Genomic DNA, 18,112 nt, shown 5'->3' with positions numbered 1-18,112 from the left:
GGCCGGGGCCGCGCGGGTCAGCGTCCCGGGCACTCCTTCCAGGCCAGGTGATAGATGGTGCTGATGTCACCGTCGGTGGAGTCCATGGTCATGAAGCTGGTCTGCGACGGGGCCGACGTGCCCGCGTTGACCCGCAGTTCCGTGTTGATGTTGAAGTTGCGCTGGACACCGCAGGGCGCCCACACCAGCTGCGCCCAGTCCGTCTCGTCCGTGGCCTGCCAGTTGTCGTCGTAGGGGCCGCGGAACGCGTGGGTGCGTGACTCGGTGTTCGGCGAGCCCTGGAAGTAGTACGACGCCTTCTCGGTGCTGCTCGCCCCGGGCTGGAGCGAGGCATAGCCTCTGTAGTCGGCGCTGGCGACCGCGTACGTGAAGCCGTGCGGTACGTGCACGATCAGATTGAGCTGGCAGTTCTTGCGGAACGCGGTGCTCGGGGCGCCGCCGCCGACCTGGGCGAGGTAGTCGCTGTACGTCACGGTGAAGGCCGTGTTGTCCTGTGAGACGGCGACGGCGGCCGTCCCCGCGGGACACCCGGATCCGTTGACCGTCGCCACCTCGATCACGATCTTGTCCGGCGGCGGGTCGGTGATGACGGACGGGCTCTGTTGCGAGGGGATCGCGGAGGCGAACAGCGCGGCCAACGCGCCGCTCACCAGCAGTCCACCGGTCATGGGTTCTCCAATCCATTGCTGTCGGTGCCGGGCGGACCGGGCATGGGGAGGCCCGGCCGTCAGGTGGGGGGTGCGGCCGTCCGCTCGCGTGGCGTGGGCCGTCACGGACCAAGTGCGCTGGACCGTCCTGTGATTCGGCCGGGCGTGCCGGGATTGATTGAAGCATCATGTACATGACATTCACGGCCGAGGCTCCCGGACGTTCGCGGCCCGGGAGTTGGTCGAATGGTAGAAACCGATGGAGGGGAGGACTAGAGCGATGTCCGGCCATTCGGCAGGCCGGCGCGGCAGCGGCCGTCGGCTCAATCCAGCAGTCGCAGCGAGATGTCCGCGATGCCCAGGGACACCGACTGCCCCCACGTGAGGTTCAGGGCGTCGCTCTCCATGCCGTCGCCGAAGACGACCAGCCGGTCCGACTCGACGGTGATCCGCAGCCGTTGCCCGCGCCCGAGCGCACCGGCCACCCTGCTCGTCCCGGTCGTGGGGGACGGCCAGGCCTCCCTGACGAACCACACGAGCCGCGGATCGGTTGGCCCGGGCAGCCCGAGCGTGCTGCCCCGCTCCTGCCACAGCGAGCGCAGCCAGCCGGTCGCGCCCGTCCCCGTGCCCACCAGCACGCCCGAGGACGCCTGGGCCTCCCCGCCGGATTCCTCCACGGCGGGCCCCTTCCCGCCGGGTCCCTCGCCGTCCTGGTCCAGCCGGTAACGGGCGGTCTGGTGCCCGGGGCGGCCGAGGTAGATCTCGTTCAGCGCCGGGAGCCGCTGGGTGTCGTCGGCGACCGCCTCCACCATGGTCAGTTCGTCCGCCGGGCGTCCGGGCAGCACGGCCGAGCGGAGCAGCCGCCGCGCGTCATCGACGCGGTGGCGCACCAGGACCCCCGGATTGCGGCCCGGTTCCGTGTCGATGCCCACGACTGGCTGGCCGGCGAGGTACTTGGCGGTGTTGGCCACCAGCCCGTCCTGGCCCACCACGACCACCACGTCCTCCGGGGCGAAAAGGAACCGGTCGAGGTCCCCGCGTTCCACCCTGGTCTGCCGCCACTGGAGGGGAACGGCGGCCGCCACCTCCGCCAGCGCCCGCTGCGCCCGATGGTGCCGCAGGGCCACGTCGCGGATGCTCCGGCCCCGCGAGGCGAGGAAGAAGTCGGCCTGGCCATGGGTCCCGTGCCGGGCCAGCAAATCCTCGTACTCGGTGGTCCGGTGCACAAGGACGGCCCGCGGGGCCAGGCTCACGAGCCGCCTCCGCCGCCTGCCCCGCCCGGCTGCTGCCCGCCGAGCCGGGCGAGCAGGCCGGTGAGAACGTCGGGGGAGAGGGTGACGCTGTCGATCCGCGGCAGGTTCTCGGCGAGCCGGGTGACCGCCAGGGCGTGCAATGTGGCGGGATCCACGTCGCCGTGCACCCGTAGCCAGGCGGCCTGGGCCCCGGCCCGCGCCCCGCCGACCGCCTCCGCGGCCTCGGCCTCCGCCCGGGCGAGGCGTACCTTCCGCTTCGCCTCCGCCTCTGCCCGCACCGCGTCGGCCGCAGCGCTCTCCTCGGCCTGACGTCGCGCATTGGTGCCGTTCTGCTCGACCAACTGCTCTTCGCGCCTGGCCAGTTCGATCTTGCTGGCGAGTTCGTTCTCCGCGATGGCGCGCTCGCGCTCCACGGCTACGGCCCGGCGTTCGTACGTCGCGCGGTCCGCCTCCTGCTGGATCTGCTCGCGTGCCGGGGTTCGGAGGGCGCGTTCGACCTCCGGTTCCGGCCGGATCGCCACGACCCGCACGGCCACCACCTCGATACCGGTCGCCGGCAGTCGCGGCTCGGCGGCCAGCCCCTCCGTGATGCGCCCGCGTACGGACGCGACGCCGTCGGCGAGCGCCGACGCCAGCGGGGTGCGCGCCAGCACGTCGAGCGCGTGCTGTTGCGCGGTCTCCGTGAGCAGGGTGGCGATCTGCTCCAGCGGCGCGGCGCGCCACGCCCCGGTGTCCGGATCGATGGAGAAGTCGATACGGGTGGCGGCCGTCGAGGGCTCACTGATCCGGTACGTCACGGTGGCCTGCACGGAGACGTCCTGGAAGTCGGCGGTGCGGGCGTGGAACGACACCGCCAACTCCCGGTCGTCGACCGGCACTTCGGAGAGCGCGGCGGTGAGGGCGCGGAACCAGAAGCTGAGGCCCGTGCCGTCGTGGGCGAGGCGTCCGCGCCTGTGGTGGCGGACGTGGGCGGTGGGTGCGGCGCGCAGGTGACGCCAGCCGAGACGCGCGGTGATGTCGGCCATGACAGGACCCCCTCTTTTCGTCTTCCTGACGATATCGCCCATGAGGTTTATCGTCAATACGACGAAAGGCGGCGGTGCTGGTCGTGACCGAGGGGAGCGTGGGACTCCTGACGGCATGCCAGGCGCTACGCTGATCCGCGATGTTCACCGAACAGGGCCCTACGCTCCGCGAGCTCGCCGTCCAGGCACTCTCCTCCATCGAGCACGGCTACGACCTGCTCGCCCCCAAGTTCGACCGCACGCCGTTCCGCACCTCGGGCCGGGTGCTGGAGGCCGTGGCCGCCGCCCTGCGCCCGCTCGGCCCCTTCGCCGCGGGCCTCGACATCTGCTGCGGGACCGGCGCGGGCGTGGATGTGCTCCGGCAGGTGTGCCGGGAGCGTGCCGTGGGCGTCGACTTCAGCGCGGGAATGCTCGCCGCCGCGGCCTCCCGGTCCGCCGTGACCGCAGGGAAGCCCGCCCCGTCCGCGTCACCCGACCCGGCCCCGGCCGCCGGGCCCGCCGACCCCGAGGGCATCGGCCAGGACGGGCCGGCCGTCTCCTGGGTACGGGCCGACGCGCGGGCGCTGCCGTTCGCCTCCGCCTTCGATCTGGCCGTGAGCTTCGGCGCGTTCGGTCACTTCCTGCCCGGAGAGCGCCCGCTGCTGTTCGCCCAGGCGCACGCCGCCCTCCGGCCCGGAGGCTGCTTCGCGTTTCCGGTCATGGCGCCGCCCGGGCCGAACTCGCTGCTCTACTGGACGCTGCTCGGATTCGATGCTGCGATGCGGATCCGCAACGCCCTGTGGCGGCCCCGGTTCGTCATGTACTACCGCACCTTCCCGCTCTCCGCCGTGCTCGCGGACCTCGGCCGCGCCGGATTCACCGTAGAACTGCTTCCGTTGACGGACCTGGGTCGGCTCCCGGACGGCAGCCCCCGCGCCCGTCTGGTCGTCGCCCGTAGACCGCGGGGTGTGTGACAGGCGCCGGAAGGCTCCATCGGCGACCACGAGATGCCGCCGCGTCCGGTGAACAAGCGCTGCGCCGAACGAGATCGAAGCCGCGACATCTTGACGTCACGTCGCTCACCCCTGACATTGGGAGCGCTCCCACACCCCTGCGTGCGCTCCCGTGCCGCAGGACACCGCGCACCCTTCCTACTCTTCAAGAGGACCTTGGCGTGTCTCATCTTCAGCCCCTGTTCCCCATCCGGCCCATCCGGCCCGTAGACCCCGCCGCCCAGGCGCGCGCAGACGCTTAGCGCTGAACGTCGCCGCCCTCGCCGGCCTGCTCGCCGGGGCGGTGGTCGTCACACCCGCCACCGCCGCCGAGCCGGCCGACGAAGGACCGGAGCTCATCGTCAACGGCGACTTCTCCGGCGGCACCGCACCCTGGTGGTGGACCGACAACAGCCCCGGAGCCGTCGTGGACGGGCGCCTGTGCGCCGATGTCCCCGCCGGCACGGCCAACCCGTGGGACGCCATCATCGGACAGAACGGGCTCGCCATCGCGGCCGGTGAGGGATACACGCTCAGCTACTCGGCGACGTCGACGGTGCCCGTCACCATCCGTACCAACGTGCAGATGAGCGTCGACCCCTGGACCACGGAGCTCGCCGCGACACAGCAGGTGGGGGAGAGCGCCGAACGCGTCAGCCACACCTTCACGGCGGCGGCCGATCACGATGCCGCACAGCTCGTCTTCCAAGTCGGCGGCAGCGACAAGGCATTCACCTTCTGCATCGAAGACGTCTCCCTGCGCGGGGGCACCGCACCGCCCCCGTACGAGCCGGACACCGGTTCACCCGTCCGCGTCAACCAGGTCGGCTACCTCACGAACGGCCCGAAGAGCGGCACCTTCGTCACCGAGGCCACCGAGCCGCTGACGTGGACGGTCAACGCCGCCGACGGGACACGGCGGGCCGGTGGCACCACCACCCCGGCAGGTGTGGACCCCACCTCGCGCCGACACGTCCACACCTTCGACTTCAGCACCGTGACCACCGCCGGGGACGGCTACACCGTCACGATCGAGGAAGAGAAGAGCGAGCCGTTCGCGATCGGTGACGACCTCTACGACTCGCTGCGCACCGACGCGCTCGCGTACTTCTACCACAACCGCAGCGGCATCGAGATCGACGCGGACATCGTCGGCGAGGAGTACGCACGCCCCGCAGGGCACGTCGGCGTGAGCCCCAACCAGGGCGACGACGACGTGCCCTGCCAGCCGGACGTGTGCGACTACCGCCTGGATGCGGCGGGCGGCTGGTACGACGCCGGTGACCACGGCAAGTACGTCGTCAACGGCGGCATCTCCGTGGCCCAGCTGATGTCCACCTTCGAGCGGACGCTGACGGAGGAGCACGCCGACGCCACCCCGCTCGGGGACGGCAAGCTGCGGCTGCCGGAACACGGCAACGCCACTCCCGACATCCTCGACGAGGTCCGCTGGGAGATGGACTTCCTGATGCGGATGATGGTGCCGGAGGGCGAGCCGCTGGCCGGCATGGCCCACCACAAGCTCCACGACAAGGCATGGACCGGTCTGCCGACCCGCCCCGACCAGGACCCGCAGCCCCGCGAGCTGCATCCGCCGACCACCGCGGCGACCCTCAACGTGGCCGCCACCGCAGCGCAGTGCGCCCGCCTCTTCGCGCCGTACGACGCCGGCTTCGCGGCCAGGTGCCGTACGGCGGCGGTCACCGCGTGGAACGCGGCCAGGGCCCACCCGGACATCCTGGCCGACCCCGACGACGGGACCGGCGGCGGCGCGTACCCCGACAACGACGTGCGGGACGAGTTCTACTGGGCGGCCGCCGAACTGTTCCTCACCACCGGGCAGGACGCCTACCGCCAGGAGGTGCTGCGCTCACCGCTGCACGGCGACACCGACATGGTCTTCCCGCGCGGGGGCATGTCGTGGGGCTCGGTGGCGGGCCTGGGAGCGCTGGACCTGGCGACCGTGCCGAGCAAATTGACAGCTGATCAGCTCCGGTCGGTACGCTCCATGGTGACGCATGCGGCCGACGGATACGCGGCCGACTCGGCGGAGGCCGCGTACGGTCTGCCCTACGCACCTTCCGACGGCCACTACGTGTGGGGTTCGAACAGCCAGGTCGCCAACAACATGGTGGTCCTGGGCACGGCCCACGACCTGACCGGCAAGGCCGTGTACCGCGACGGCGTGCTGCGCGGGCTCGACTACCTGCTCGGCCGCAATCCGCTCAACCAGTCGTACGTCACCGGATACGGCGAGCGGGCCTCGCACAACCAGCACCACCGCTTCTGGGCCGACCAGCTCGACCCGTCCCTGCCGAACCCGGCACCGGGTTCGCTGGCCGGCGGCCCCAACGACGCCATCCAGGACCCCGTCGCGCAGAGCAAGCTGAAGGGTTGCGCGCCTGCGATGTGCTACATCGACCACCTCGAGTCGTGGTCGACGAACGAGATCACCGTCAACTGGAACGCCCCGCTCGCATGGGTGGCGTCCTACGTGGACGACCTCGGCGGCGGCGACCGCACGCAGGCCTGTGAGGTCACCTACACCTCGACCCGGTGGGACGGCGGCTTCACCACCCAGGCCGTGGTGAAGAACACCGGCACCCGGACGGTCAGCCCCTGGCAGCTGACGTGGACGTACTCCGACACGCAGCGCGTGACCGACCCGTGGGGCGCCACCGTTGCCCAGACCGGCCCGCACGTCGTGGCCACGTCGCTGAGCTGGAATTCCAGCCTGGCTCCTGGTGGGACCGTGCGGTTCGGCTTCAACGGCAGGTCGAGCGGACAGGTGCACGACCCACGCGTCTTCAGGCTGGACGGCACGCCCTGCGGGGTGACGCCGGCCAGGTAGGGCCGCGGTCACCCGGACGCGTCGCCCCGCGGGGAGCTGACGCAGTCCTCCCGACCGGACGCGGGTCCCCGACCGTGCCGACGTGCCGCGGATCGAGGACCCGCACAGGAGGGGGGTGCCCTGCCCTCGGGGCGCCGGCAGCGTCGTCGGCGCCCCCGCCCGGCTAGGAAGAGATCTCAGGCGACGGTGTGCACCAGCTGTGAGGTCAGTTCGTAGCGGGCGCCGACGACCTCGAGCTTCCCGGTGGCGATCCTCGCCGCGAGGTCGGGCTCCTGGGCCAGGAGGCGCGTGACCATCCGGACGTTGCGGGTGATCGTGGAGTCGACGCGTGCCGCGCCCTGCTGTGAGTGGTCTATGGCCGGCCGTATCCGATCGGCGATGTACTGGATGTGAGCGGGGAGTTCCTCGCCGGTCTCCTCCGCGTGCACCGCCGCGGTCACCGCGCCGCAGGACTGGTGGCCGAGCACCATGACGAGCGGTATGTCCAGCTCCAGGACCCCGTACGCGACGCTGCCGAGGACCGCCTCGTCGAGCACCTCACCGGCGGACCGCACGGTCATCAGGTCGCCGAGGCCCTGGTCCAGGACCAGTTCCGGCGGCACCCGCGAGTCGATGCAGCCGAGGACCACGGCAAAGGGCGCCTGACCGGATATCAGCTCCTCGCGCACGGCCGAGGTCTCGTGCGGATGCTGCTGCCGGAAGGTCCGCCAGCGGCGGTTGCCCGCCGCCAGCTCACGCAGGGCCCGCGCGGGGGTCTCCGGCCGGGGGCGGCGGGCCGTCGCCGGTCCGGGGGACGCCGATGCCGGCGTGCCCCCCAGTAGGAGAGCGCCGGAGGCCCCGCCCGCGACGGCGGCGCGCAGCAGGGTACGACGGCTTCCGCCGACGGATGAGTTCGTTCGCGGTGTCTGCTTCACGGAGCGAACGTAGATCCCTCGGCAGCCGGCGCCTTCGGTCATGTGTTTTCTTTGCGCATGCTTGATCAGTCCATGCCCTGCGTAACGGCGACAGGGCGTCAAGCCTACGACTTCACCGACATCAGCAGATGCCGATGGGTGGGCTGTCCGACATCACCGGCCGACCGCGTGCCGGCGTCCGGCGCACCGCTGAGCAGAGCCCGCTGTCCAGGCCCCAGCAAGTCGAACCGCACATGGTCCGTGCCGAACGACGACAAGGCGTCCACGAGATACGACGGGTTGAACGCCACCGTCATCTCCGGGGGGCCCTCCAGGGCGGCGGGCAGCTGCTGGGAGGCGACATCGTCCTCGTGGCCGGCGTGGAGGCGGACCGAGTCCGCGGCGAACGACATCTGCAGCGGGCTGCCCCCCTCCGCGACCACCGACACCCGCTTCACCGCCTCGAGCAGCGGCGCCCTGGCAGTGAGCGCCACGGCACCTTCCGGCAGGGCGAAAAGCTTGTCGTGCCGCGGCAGCCGGCCGTCGAGGAGCCGGGTGCTGAGCCGCATCCCCGCGTTGTCGAAGCCGATCGTGCCGCCGCCCAGCGCGATACGGACCGTGCCCGACCGGTCCAGCGACCGGGCGATGTCGGAGAGCCGCCGCGCAGGCACCACGACATCGGCCGACGCCTGCGGCGACACCGGCTTCCAGCCGAGCGTGCGCACCGCGTACCGGTATCTGTCCGTCGCCGCGAGCGTCATCGTCTCCCCGTCCACGCTCAGACGGATGCCGGTCAGCACGGGCAGCGATTCGTCGCGCCCGGCAGCCACCGCCACATGCGCCACGGCGGCGGAGAACACCTCCGCGTCCACCGCACCGCAGAATTCGGGCAGCGCGGGCAGGGCCGGACGTTCCTCGCACGGCAGCAACGACATGCCGAAGCGGGCGCCGGCGCTGCTCACGGCGAAACGACCGCCGTCGACGGCGCACCGAACCGTGCCGCCCGGCAGGACCCGGCAGATGTCCAGCAATCTGCGGCCCATGACCAGCACCTGTCCGGGCTGCTCGACGTCCGCCTCGACCTCGATCAGCGCCGAGGCCTCGTGGTCCAGCCCCGAGACGCGCAGCAGACCGCCGGCGCGTGCCTCGAGCAGCAACCCGCCCAGCACCGGCACGGGGGACCGCGCCGGCAGTACACGCGCCGCCCACGCGACCGCGTCCGTCAGTGCCCCGCACTCCATCCGGAACTCCACAACAGCCCTCTTTCCTCGGTGGCGAGGGACGCTATCGGCCGCCACTGACATTGATGCTGATCCTCGGGTTCCGGTGGTCGTGGCTCTGCCACTGACTGACGTCCAACGCCCGACCGGGAAGCTGGCAAGATCGTCGGTCCGACGGGGAAACGGAGCGATGGCATGAGCGACGCGGACGAGCACCGTACGGCGGTGCCCAGACCCTTCGCGCAGCGGCTCGGCATCCGGCTGCCGGGCAGGGGGAGTTGGGGAACGGACCACCGCGGGAACTCGCGCTTCCGCCGGGGCCGCGTCCTCGCCGCCTTCTCCGTACTCGTCGCCTGCCTGCTCGCTTTCCACTCCGCCGTGCCCAACACCGTCGGCAGGATCGGCAGTCTGCTGGAGACGTTTCTCCCGTGGCTGGGTCTCGCCGTTCCCCTGCTGCTGGTCGCGGCGTTGCTGCGCCGTTCCGTCACCGCGCTCGTCGCCCTGCTGCTGCCCGCCGCCACATGGTCGTTCCTCTTCGCGCCCCTGCTGCCGCCCGCGTCGGGGGAGCAGGCCGGTCTCGTGGCGGTGCAGCACAACGTCAGCGACGTGAACGCCGACCCGGCAGGCACGGCACGTGCCCTCCTGCGTGTACGCCCTGACCTCGTCGCCCTCGAGGAAGTGACGCCCGCCGCGCTGCCCGCCTACGAGAAGGAGCTGGCGCGGCGCCTGCCGTACCACGCGGTCGTGGGGACCGTGGGCCTGTGGTCGGCGCATCCGCTGGAGGACGTGCGGCCGGTGGACATCAAGCCGCGCGGTTTCGGGCCGGGATGGAACCGCGCCCTGCGCGCCACGGCCGTGACCCCGCACGGCCCCGTCGCCGTCCACGTCTCCCATCTGCCCTCGGTACGCCTGGGACTGCACGGCTTCAGCTCGGCGTGGCGCTACGAGAGCGCCCGGCTGCTGGGCGCCGCGCTCGCCGCGGAGAAGGAGGCCAGGGTGATCCTGCTGGGCGACCTCAACGGCACCGTCGACGACCGTGGTCTCGACCCGGTTCTGGCACATGTGGGGGTCGCGGGACCGGGCTTCGCGTTCAGCTGGCCGGCGTCCTTCCCCGTCGCCAGGATCGACCAGATCCTGGCCCGGTCGGCAGCGGTGACCCGCGTCCGGTCGCTGCCCGCCACCGGCAGCGACCACCTGCCGATCGCCGCCACGATCACCCCGTGACCGCACTGCCTGCCTGCCGGGCGCTCCCCCGGCGTCCGCACGTGTCTGCCTCCGGGTGGCCGCCCCTGTGACCGCACAGTCGGCGGCGCGCTCCGCGACGACTGCCCACGGCGCACAGGCGGCGTGCCCGGCTCCGTGACGGCCCGCACGCTCGCCCCCGCGGTGAACGCCCGCGCCGCTCCGCCCGTACTCCACGGCAGCCGTCGAGCCCGAGGAGGTCAGCAGCCGATGACCGGACGTCGCCGTACCCCTGTTGCCGTCGCCGCACTGACCGGCGCCGTACCGCTGTTGCTGGCCGCCGGCGGCACCGCCCTGGCCCACGGGACGCCGACCGATCCGGTCAGCAGAGCCGCCGTCTGCGGGCTCGACGGGGCGCAGCGCGCGTCGGGCGCGTGCCGGGCCGCCGTCGCCGCGAACGGGGGAGCCGCGATCGGCGCGTGGGACGACCTGCGGCTGCCGGGCGTCGAGGGCAGGGACCAGCAGGCCGTAGCCGACGGGCAGTTGTGCAGCGCGGGCCTCGACGCCTACCGCGGCCTGGACACCGCACGCACGGACTGGCCCGCCACCCCGTTGAAGGCCGGTGACATGTTCACCCTCACCTACCGCTCCAGCATCCCGCACGAGGGAACCTTCGAGCTGTACCTGACCCGGCAGGGGTACGATCCGTCCGCGCCGCTGCGGTGGGCCGATCTCGACACCCGCCCCTTCGCGACGGACTCCGATCCCGCGCTCACGGACGGCGCCTACCGGATCAGCGGACGTCTGCCCGCCCACCTCACGGGCCGGCATGTGCTCTACACGGTGTGGCGGAACACGGACACCCCTGACACGTACTACTCGTGCTCGGACGTGGTCCTCACACCCGGGGACGACGGGCAGGCCGCGACGCAGCCGGGAACACCGCCCGCTCAACAGCCCTACGACCCGGCCGGCCGGACCTCAGGTACGGCGACGCCGGGACCGCCCGCCGAGCCCGCCCCGTCCGGGACGCCCGGTGAACCGGCGCCAGGTGAACCGCAGGCCGGCGCCCCGGCTCCGGCACCGTCCTCCGGACGGGCCGCCCCGGCGCCCGCCGGCAGCGCCTCCGGCGACCGTCCGACGGTCCTGTTCGGCGCGGCAGCCGCCGCCCTCGCTCTCGTCTCCGTCTGCGGATCGGTGGTCCTGCGGCGACGCAACCGCCTCTGACAGCCCGTCGGCGAAGCGACGCGTGAGAGACCGCCTTCCCGGCGGGGGCACGCCCTCCGACAGCTCAATTACGGGTGACGAACAGGCACCGGAGCCATCATGAGAGCAACCTCCGCGGCCCGCCGGCCCTCTTCCCTCCATGCAACGGGCCCACCGGGAAGCACAGCCCGCCCGCACCACAGCTGCATGGAGTGACATGACAACGGTCCACACTTCGGTCGTCGTGCCGTGCTTCAACGAGGACGACGTGATCGACCTGTTCCATCAGGAACTCGTCGCGGCACTCGAGCCGACCGGCACGGAATTCGAGATCTGCTACGTCGACGACGGCAGCGACGACGGGACCGGTGCGAGCCTCAAGCGGCTCGCCGCAACGGACCCGCGCGTCCGCTACACCTCCTTCAGCCGCAACTTCGGCAAGGAGTCCGCGATGCTCGCCGGACTGCGTATGTCCCGCGGCGAGGCCGTCGTCCTCATGGACGCCGACCTTCAGCACCCGCCCCACCTGCTGCCCCGCATGCTGGAACTCCACCGCCACGGCTACGACCAGGTCGTCGCCCGCCGGGACCGCGCCGGCGAAGGCACGCTGCGGACGGTCCTCAGCCAGCGCTACTACCGGCTCGTCCGCCGCTTCATGGACGTCGAAGTCGTCGACGGCGCAGGGGACTTCCGGCTGCTGTCCCGCAGGGCCGTCGATGCCGTGCTGAACATGCCCGAGTCCAACCGCTTCTCCAAGGGACTCTTCTCCTGGATCGGCTTCGACACCGTCAGCTTCGCCTACACCAATGTGCAGCGGGCCGCCGGAAGCTCCAAGTGGGGCGGCCGGCGGCTGCTCAACTACGGCATCGACGGGCTGCTGTCCTTCAACACCCGCCCACTGCGCCTGGCGATCCACACCGGGCTGTGGCTCTTCCTGTCCGCGCTCGCCTACGCGGTGTGGATCATCCTCAACGTCGTCCTGGACGGCGTCGAAACCCCCGGCTACGCGACCCTGATCGCCGCCATAGTGGGTCTCGGCGGAATCCAGCTCGCCACCCTCGGGATCATCGGCGAGTACGTGGGCCGCATCTACCACGAAACCAAGCGCCGGCCCCACTACGTGGTCCGGGAGACCGACGAGACCGGCGCCGCACAGCCCGGGGCATCCGTCAGGGAAGCCGCTCTGAGTAAGTGACCTTGTCCAGTCGGTAGTAGTCGGCGACGCACTGCGCGGGCCACACCTTGCGCCCCTGCTGACCGAACGGCTCCAGCATCCTGGCCACCGGCGTGGGTGAGTACGGGAGTTCCTTCGCGCCCCGGGCCGCTCCCTCACGCAGATGCCGGTCCTGGTGGTCCCACCGCTCCGCCCGCACCCGCATGTCGTGGCCCAGATTCATCAAGGGGCCCACGAGGCTCAGCACCGTGGCCGCGCACACGACGGCCGCCGCCGCGACGGTCCCCACGGACCGGCGGCCACGTACGTACGGGCGCAGCGCGCGCCCCAGGAAGGCCCCGGCCACGACGAGGAGCCCCACGAGGAGCAGCAGGTAGTCGTTCCATGTCCGCTCGGTGGTCACCACCCGCTCCCCGAAGACCGGATAGGTGATGACGGTGCACAGCCAGCCGGCGACCAGGAACGCCGCCGCGCCGAGCCCCACCACCAGCAGCGGCCTCGGCAGCAGCACCGGGTCACGGCCGGGCCGGCCGCGCGCCACCAGCCCCAGCAGCACTCCGGCGGCCACCGCGCCCAGATACTGCCAGGTACCGAACACCGTGCCGAGGATCTCCGCGTAGCCGCGCAGCGAACCCAGCAGCGAGTCGGCGGACAGCATCGACGCGCTCTCGGCCCCGTAGCGCTCACGGCGGTTGCGGGAGCCGGGGGAGAAGAACAGCAGCAGGGTGCCGACCCCGACACCGGCCGCGCCGGCCAGCGACCAGACCCGGGCGACGCGGCGCACCGGCGGCGCGAGAATCCGGTGCGCGAAGAGCACCACGCCGGCGAGCACCACCAGCGCGACGACCGACGCCTCCTCCGACAGCGTCCCCATGAACACCCCGGCGAGCGCGGCCGACACCACCGCCGCGATCCTGCCCGCGCGGCCGCGTGAGCAGAGCAGCGGCAGCACGGCAGCGCACGCGAGCACCGGCGCCACCGTGTGCGACACGGACGCGGCGGGCCAGTAGAACGTCTTGTACGTGTTGGTCGTGGCGAACAGGAAGACGGCGCAGACCATCGTCGCCACGAACAGCGGCACACCGCGCGGCACCTCCTGCCCGGCCCTGCGCAGCACCTGCACGACCAGGGCCCACAGCAGCACCAGCATGACGAGCCCGCTGACGAAACCGAACCACTGGTGACCCGCGACCGGGAACTCGGCGTACAGACCGACGAGCAGACCGTTGCCCAGCCGCCCGTTGTCGGTGAACCAGAACTTGCCGATCAGTCCGGAGATGCCGTCGTCCCGTACCACCGGAAGGAAGCACCATTCGTCGGCGCTCGGCCGCACGTGACGTCCGAACCACGACGCGACCGCCAACAGCCCGAGCGGCAGGCCCGCCAGGACGAACGGCCAGAGCCCCGACCACGCCGCCGGGCCACCACGCCGCCCCTCCTGCCGCCCCGCCGGCCCGCCGTGGTCGTCCACTGCACTCGCGACGGTGACGCCCGATGCGCCGACGGCCATGACACCACTGCCTTTCCGCAAACACTGATCCGGCACCGAAGAGGCGAATTCCCGGTGCGCCGTTCCATCAGCATCCAGGGGCAGCCGGCCGTGACGCGGATGACGCGCAGGGGTGGACGATCCGAGGAGCCGCTCCGTCGTGCGGCGGCGGTGGACCCCGGCCCGCTCGCCGGGCCCGCTCGCCCGGTCCGCACACCGGGGCAGGGACCGCCCTTCAGGACGGCGGGACAGGACGCGCGGCGAGAAGGGCGATGTCGTCGGCGCTGTCGGCGCCCAGCCCGATGAGGAGTTCGTCGCAGAACACGTCGAGAGGCTCATGTGCCAGCGCGGCGGTGTGCTGGCGTAGCCGGACCATGGCGCGGTCGAGGGACTCGTCGCGGCGTTCGATGAGCCCGTCGGTGTAGAACAGCACGGTCGAGTGGGCCGGCAGCGTGTGCCTTCCCATGGCACGTGGCATGTCGGGGTCCATGCCGAGCAGCAGCCCGGCACCTTCCTCCAGGTAGCGGGTGTCGCCGTCCGCGGTGGTCAGCAGCGGTGGAAGGTGCCCGGCCGACGAGTAGGTCAGCTCCCAGGGGCCGGCCGCGGCGCCCTTGACGAGGCCGTAGATGCAGGTCGCGGTGGCCTCTCGGTACAGGCTGTGGTTCGCCATGTCCAGGCGGCGCAGGACCGTTTCCGGGGGCTCCTGGCGGTCGATGGCGATGCCGCGCAGCATGCTGCGCAACTGGCTCATGGCGATGGCGGCGTCGAGATTGTGTCCGCTGACGTCACCGATGACGAGTGCGGTGCCCCCGCTGGGGACGACGAAGCTGTCGTACCAGTCGCCACCGACCTGTGCGGTGGTCGAGGACGCGGCATAGCGCGCGGCCAGCTGAAGGTGCTCGATGTCCGGCAGTACAGGCAGCAACGAGCGCTGAAGGCGTTCGGCGATGCTCCTGGTCTCCTGGTACAGGCGGGCGTTGTCGACTCCCAGAGCGAGTCCGCGGACCAGGTCGTCCACCAGCGACAGATCCGCTGCGGTGAACGGCCGCCGCCCGCCGACCCGGGCGAGGGTCAGGGCCCCGAAGACTTCTCTGCGTGCCCGTAGCGGTGCCACGACGGCACTGTTCGCTCCGAGCTGCGCGAACAGCTCCACGTAGTGGGCGTCCAGCGGACTTTCGTCCCGGGCCGACGGCAGGGGGCCGGTCAGCAGCAGCGGTCCCGCGCCGCGCAGCGCCCGGGCCAGGGGCCCCCGGGCGGCCTCGGTCACCGGCGGCAGTCCGCCCTCGTAGGCCCCTGGATGCAGAGCCCGGGGATCGCCGTGGACCACGCAGACCCGCTCCACCTGGGCGTGTTCGGTGAACAGGTCCACCACGCACCAGTCGGCGAGGCGTTGCGTCAGGATCCGGGCGGCCCGGTGCAGACCCTCGTCCAGATCCAGGGTGTTGCTCAGGGCGATCCCGGTGTCGGCCAGCAGGGAGAGCCGCTCCAGCGCCGACATGCCCGTCCCGGCACTGCTCATGCCCTGGTCCGGAGCGGTCTGCGGCAGTCGGACGGGCTCCTGATCCGGCCCTCGCCGGCTGCCGCCCTGACCGCGGGACGGGTGGACGGGCGCCTGCGCCCTGGGGGTCAGCTGGCCGACGAACACGGTGCGGCCGTCGGCGGTCTCCTGGGCCTGGATGAGCAGACGGACGGGGACCAGGTGGCCGTCGCGGTGCCTCGCGGGGAGCGGCACGGAGCGGCCCACGATGCGTGTCTGCCCGGTGAGGAGCAGGGAGCTGAATGCCGAAAGGTGGCGCTTTCGCAAGTGCTCGGGGATGAGGGTGGTGAGCTGACGCCCGACCAGGTCGTCCGGGTGCCAGCCGAGCAGGTCCGCCGCCGGTCCGTTCGCCGCGATGATCCGGTTGCCCTCGTCGGCGGCGATGGTCGGGACCCTGCTGGCCTGGACGTGGCGGGCGTCCCACGGCACCAGTTCCGAGGAGCCGGCGCCCGGCTCGCGGGGCACGACCGTCCACGCCGTCGGGCGTTCGTCGGCGAGCTGGTCGATGATCTGGTCGAACAGCCAGTCGTGGAAGACGCGACCGCGCGGAAGAGCGGGCAGGGTCAGCAGGCGCTCGTCCCGTGCTGCCTCTTCGGCCGTGTCGAGCACCCGGCGCAAGGTGATTACCGCCGGCGTGGCATCCTCCGGCACCGACAGGGGCAGCGAGCGGATGTCCGCATCGGGAGGCTGCTTCTTCATCGCGGCCGTCACGCAGGCGCTGATCACGTTGTTCATGTCATGAGCGGTGACGAGGTCCTCCGGCCGCACGCCGAGCCGGTCCCCGGCGGACGCGGCGAGCGCCAGCTCCCGCAAGAGCGCGTGCCGGTGCTGCTGGGACGCCGAGCACAGGACGTCCGGCACATCGACCAAGGTCACCGTCTCCTCGGAGGAGGGCGGCACAGCAGCCTCCCATCCGGACGCCGGCGGGGGCGGCGGGCCGTCCGGCCACAGCTCGAACCAGACCGTCTTGCGTTCTTCGTCGCTGTCGGACCCATGGCGTGACGCCAGTTGTTCGACCAGGGCCAGCCCCTGGCCCGTACCGGCGTAAGGAGGGCATGCGTGCGGCACCAGTCCGCGGCTCGGCCGGTGATCACTGACCCGCACGGAGACCCTGCCGTTGAGGGCCCGGGCGGAGACCTCCACCTCGGTGCGCGCGTGCACCACCGCGTTGGTCACCAGCTCGCTGACCAGAAGCACAGCGGTGTCCACGACATCCGGCGCGAGGCCGTCCAGCGCGTCCCGCACGAACCGCCGGGCGGACGACACACTCTCCGGCTTCTGAGGAAACCGCCGGGACGGTGCCCCCGGCGGATCGAGGTTGCGCATGGTGTCAGTCTGCCGCACGCCGCTCCGACACGCGGCGGGCTGCCGACGTATCCCCTGGTCAGCGCGTTGACGGGCACGGCGGCCGGGTGACTCGGCGGGCCGCCCGTGACACGGCGGTGCCGGCGCACGGGGTGACGCGTGGGACCGCATGGACGCCCCCCGCGCGGGGCCGCGCCCCGGGCGCGAGGTGCCGGCGTGCCCGCCCCTGCGGGCGGAGCCCAAGAGCAGGCAGGATCGTCCGGCCGCGCCCACCGGCCCCGGTATAAAGAACCCATGACTGCCGATGCCCCCGTGCCCACCCGCCCCGCGACGCTCGAGGACGTGGCCAGGGTGGCAGGCGTCTCCCGGGCCACCGTCTCCCGGGTGATCAACGGGGCGCCGACGGTGGACCCCGGTCTGCGTGGGATCGTCGAGGAGGCGATAGAGGCGACCCGTTACGTCCCCAACCGCGCCGCCCGGTCCCTGGTGACCCGCAGGACCGACTCGATCGCTCTCGTCGTGTCGGAGCAGGAGCAGCGGTCCGGGGCGACGCCGTTCGTCGGGCGAATGTTCACCGACCCGTACTTCGGCCGCGTGGTGAGCGGACTCCTGGAGGTGCTGCGGCCGGCGGGTGTCCAGATGATGCTCATGCTGGTCGACGACGAGACGTCGCGGGGGCAGTTGCTGTCCTACCTGCGCCAGGGCCATGTGGACGGCGTCGTGCTGGTCTCCTCGCACGGATCCGACCCGCTGCCGCAGTTGATCACCGGCACCGGACTGCCGGCCGTGCTGTCGGGACGCAGCAGCCGCAGCGGCCGGCTGACCTACGTCGAGGTGGACCAGCGGGCCGGCGCCGAACTGGCCGCGGAACACCTGGTGTCGCTGGGCCGCAGCCGGATCGGCACGGTGACCGGACCGCAGGACATGCCCGCCGGACAGGAGCGGCTCGCGGCGTTCCGCAGCGCGCTCGCCCGGCACGGGATCGACGATCTGGCGTGGGTGGAGGGCGACTTCACGCATGTCGGCGGCGCCGCCGCCATGAAGCGGCTGCTGGCGCGGCGGCCCGACCTGGACGGTGTGTTCGTCGCCTCTGACCTGATGGCCATGGGCGCCCTGCCGGTGCTGTCCCGCGAGGGCCGACGCGTGCCCGAGGACGTCGCCGTGGTCGGCTTCGACGACAGCAACGCCGCGCAGGCGTGCGACCCGCCGCTGACGACGGTACGGCAGCCGGTCGAGGAGATGTCGTCGGAGATGGCGAGGCTGCTGCTGCGGCAGATCCGTGAACCGGGCGACCCCCTTCCCTCGGTGGTCTTCCACCCGTCCCTGGTGATCCGGGAGTCGGCCTGATCAACGGCCGGG

At 72.0% G+C, this 18,112-nt stretch carries 13 protein-coding genes; 6 read left to right on the top strand and 7 right to left on the bottom strand.

The genetic code is table 11. The features are described 5' to 3' along the window. Positions 1 to 17: 17 nt before the first annotated feature. The 3 genes from GLX30_RS01650 to GLX30_RS01640 form a co-directional block, all read right to left on the bottom strand. Complete coding sequence (locus tag GLX30_RS01650; protein ID WP_159682653.1) at positions 18 to 668, bottom strand: DUF4360 domain-containing protein; 651 nt, start codon at positions 666 to 668, stop codon at positions 18 to 20. 302 nt (positions 669 to 970) lie between these two features. Further along, positions 971 to 1,900, bottom strand: a complete 930-nt coding sequence (locus tag GLX30_RS01645; RefSeq protein ID WP_159682651.1) for a hypothetical protein — start codon at positions 1,898 to 1,900, stop codon at positions 971 to 973. After that, on the bottom strand, positions 1,897 to 2,925 hold the full coding sequence (locus GLX30_RS01640) for an SPFH domain-containing protein (protein WP_159682648.1): 1,029 nt from the start codon (positions 2,923 to 2,925) through the stop codon (positions 1,897 to 1,899). The genes GLX30_RS01645 and GLX30_RS01640 overlap by 4 nt, the downstream gene beginning before the upstream one ends. A 140-nt stretch (positions 2,926 to 3,065) precedes the next feature. Between GLX30_RS01640 and GLX30_RS01635 the strand changes: the two genes are divergently transcribed. Together GLX30_RS01635 and GLX30_RS01630 are read left to right on the top strand one after the other, a co-directional pair. After that, entirely contained in the window at positions 3,066 to 3,878 is an 813-nt protein-coding gene (locus GLX30_RS01635; protein ID WP_159682647.1) for a class I SAM-dependent methyltransferase, read from the top strand. Between the two features lie 322 nt (positions 3,879 to 4,200). Then, positions 4,201 to 6,747 (top strand): glycoside hydrolase family 9 protein, encoded by a 2,547-nt coding sequence (locus GLX30_RS01630; RefSeq protein WP_244257952.1) that lies wholly within the window; start codon positions 4,201 to 4,203, stop codon positions 6,745 to 6,747. Between the two features lie 176 nt (positions 6,748 to 6,923). Here the strand turns inward: GLX30_RS01630 and GLX30_RS01625 are convergent, their stop codons facing one another. After that, positions 6,924 to 7,661, bottom strand: a complete 738-nt coding sequence (locus tag GLX30_RS01625; RefSeq protein ID WP_159682644.1) for a carbonic anhydrase — start codon at positions 7,659 to 7,661, stop codon at positions 6,924 to 6,926. A gap of 104 nt (positions 7,662 to 7,765) precedes the next feature. After that, positions 7,766 to 8,893, bottom strand: a complete 1,128-nt coding sequence (gene dnaN / locus GLX30_RS01620; RefSeq protein ID WP_159682642.1) for a DNA polymerase III subunit beta — start codon at positions 8,891 to 8,893, stop codon at positions 7,766 to 7,768. A 162-nt stretch (positions 8,894 to 9,055) separates the two neighbouring features. Between dnaN and GLX30_RS01615 the strand changes: the two genes are divergently transcribed. From GLX30_RS01615 to GLX30_RS01605, 3 genes are all read left to right on the top strand, one after another. After that, positions 9,056 to 10,084, top strand: coding sequence for an endonuclease/exonuclease/phosphatase family protein (locus GLX30_RS01615; protein ID WP_159682639.1), 1,029 nt, complete (start codon positions 9,056 to 9,058; stop codon positions 10,082 to 10,084). A 228-nt stretch (positions 10,085 to 10,312) separates the two neighbouring features. Continuing rightward, positions 10,313 to 11,269, top strand: coding sequence for a lytic polysaccharide monooxygenase (locus GLX30_RS01610; RefSeq protein ID WP_159682636.1), 957 nt, complete (start codon positions 10,313 to 10,315; stop codon positions 11,267 to 11,269). Between the two features lie 196 nt (positions 11,270 to 11,465). Further along, complete coding sequence (locus GLX30_RS01605) at positions 11,466 to 12,443, top strand: glycosyltransferase family 2 protein (protein WP_159682632.1); 978 nt, start codon at positions 11,466 to 11,468, stop codon at positions 12,441 to 12,443. Here the strand turns inward: GLX30_RS01605 and GLX30_RS01600 are convergent. Together GLX30_RS01600 and GLX30_RS01595 are read right to left on the bottom strand one after the other, a co-directional pair. Then, positions 12,418 to 13,932 (bottom strand): DUF6056 family protein, encoded by a 1,515-nt coding sequence (locus GLX30_RS01600; protein WP_159682628.1) that lies wholly within the window; start codon positions 13,930 to 13,932, stop codon positions 12,418 to 12,420. The genes GLX30_RS01605 and GLX30_RS01600 overlap by 26 nt on opposite strands. 214 nt (positions 13,933 to 14,146) lie before the next feature. Beyond that, positions 14,147 to 16,774, bottom strand: a complete 2,628-nt coding sequence (locus GLX30_RS01595; RefSeq protein ID WP_159682625.1) for a SpoIIE family protein phosphatase — start codon at positions 16,772 to 16,774, stop codon at positions 14,147 to 14,149. Positions 16,775 to 17,047: 273 nt separating this feature from the next. Here GLX30_RS01595 and GLX30_RS01590 point away from each other — a divergent pair, with 273 nt between their 5' ends. Continuing rightward, complete coding sequence (locus GLX30_RS01590; RefSeq protein ID WP_159682622.1) at positions 17,048 to 18,100, top strand: LacI family DNA-binding transcriptional regulator; 1,053 nt, start codon at positions 17,048 to 17,050, stop codon at positions 18,098 to 18,100. The last annotated feature ends 12 nt before the right edge of the window (positions 18,101 to 18,112 follow it).

It is taken from the genome of Streptomyces sp. Tu 2975 (genome assembly GCF_009832925.1).
Classification (GTDB): domain Bacteria; phylum Actinomycetota; class Actinomycetes; order Streptomycetales; family Streptomycetaceae; genus Streptomyces.
This window is presented reverse-complemented; position numbering and strand designations above follow the sequence as displayed.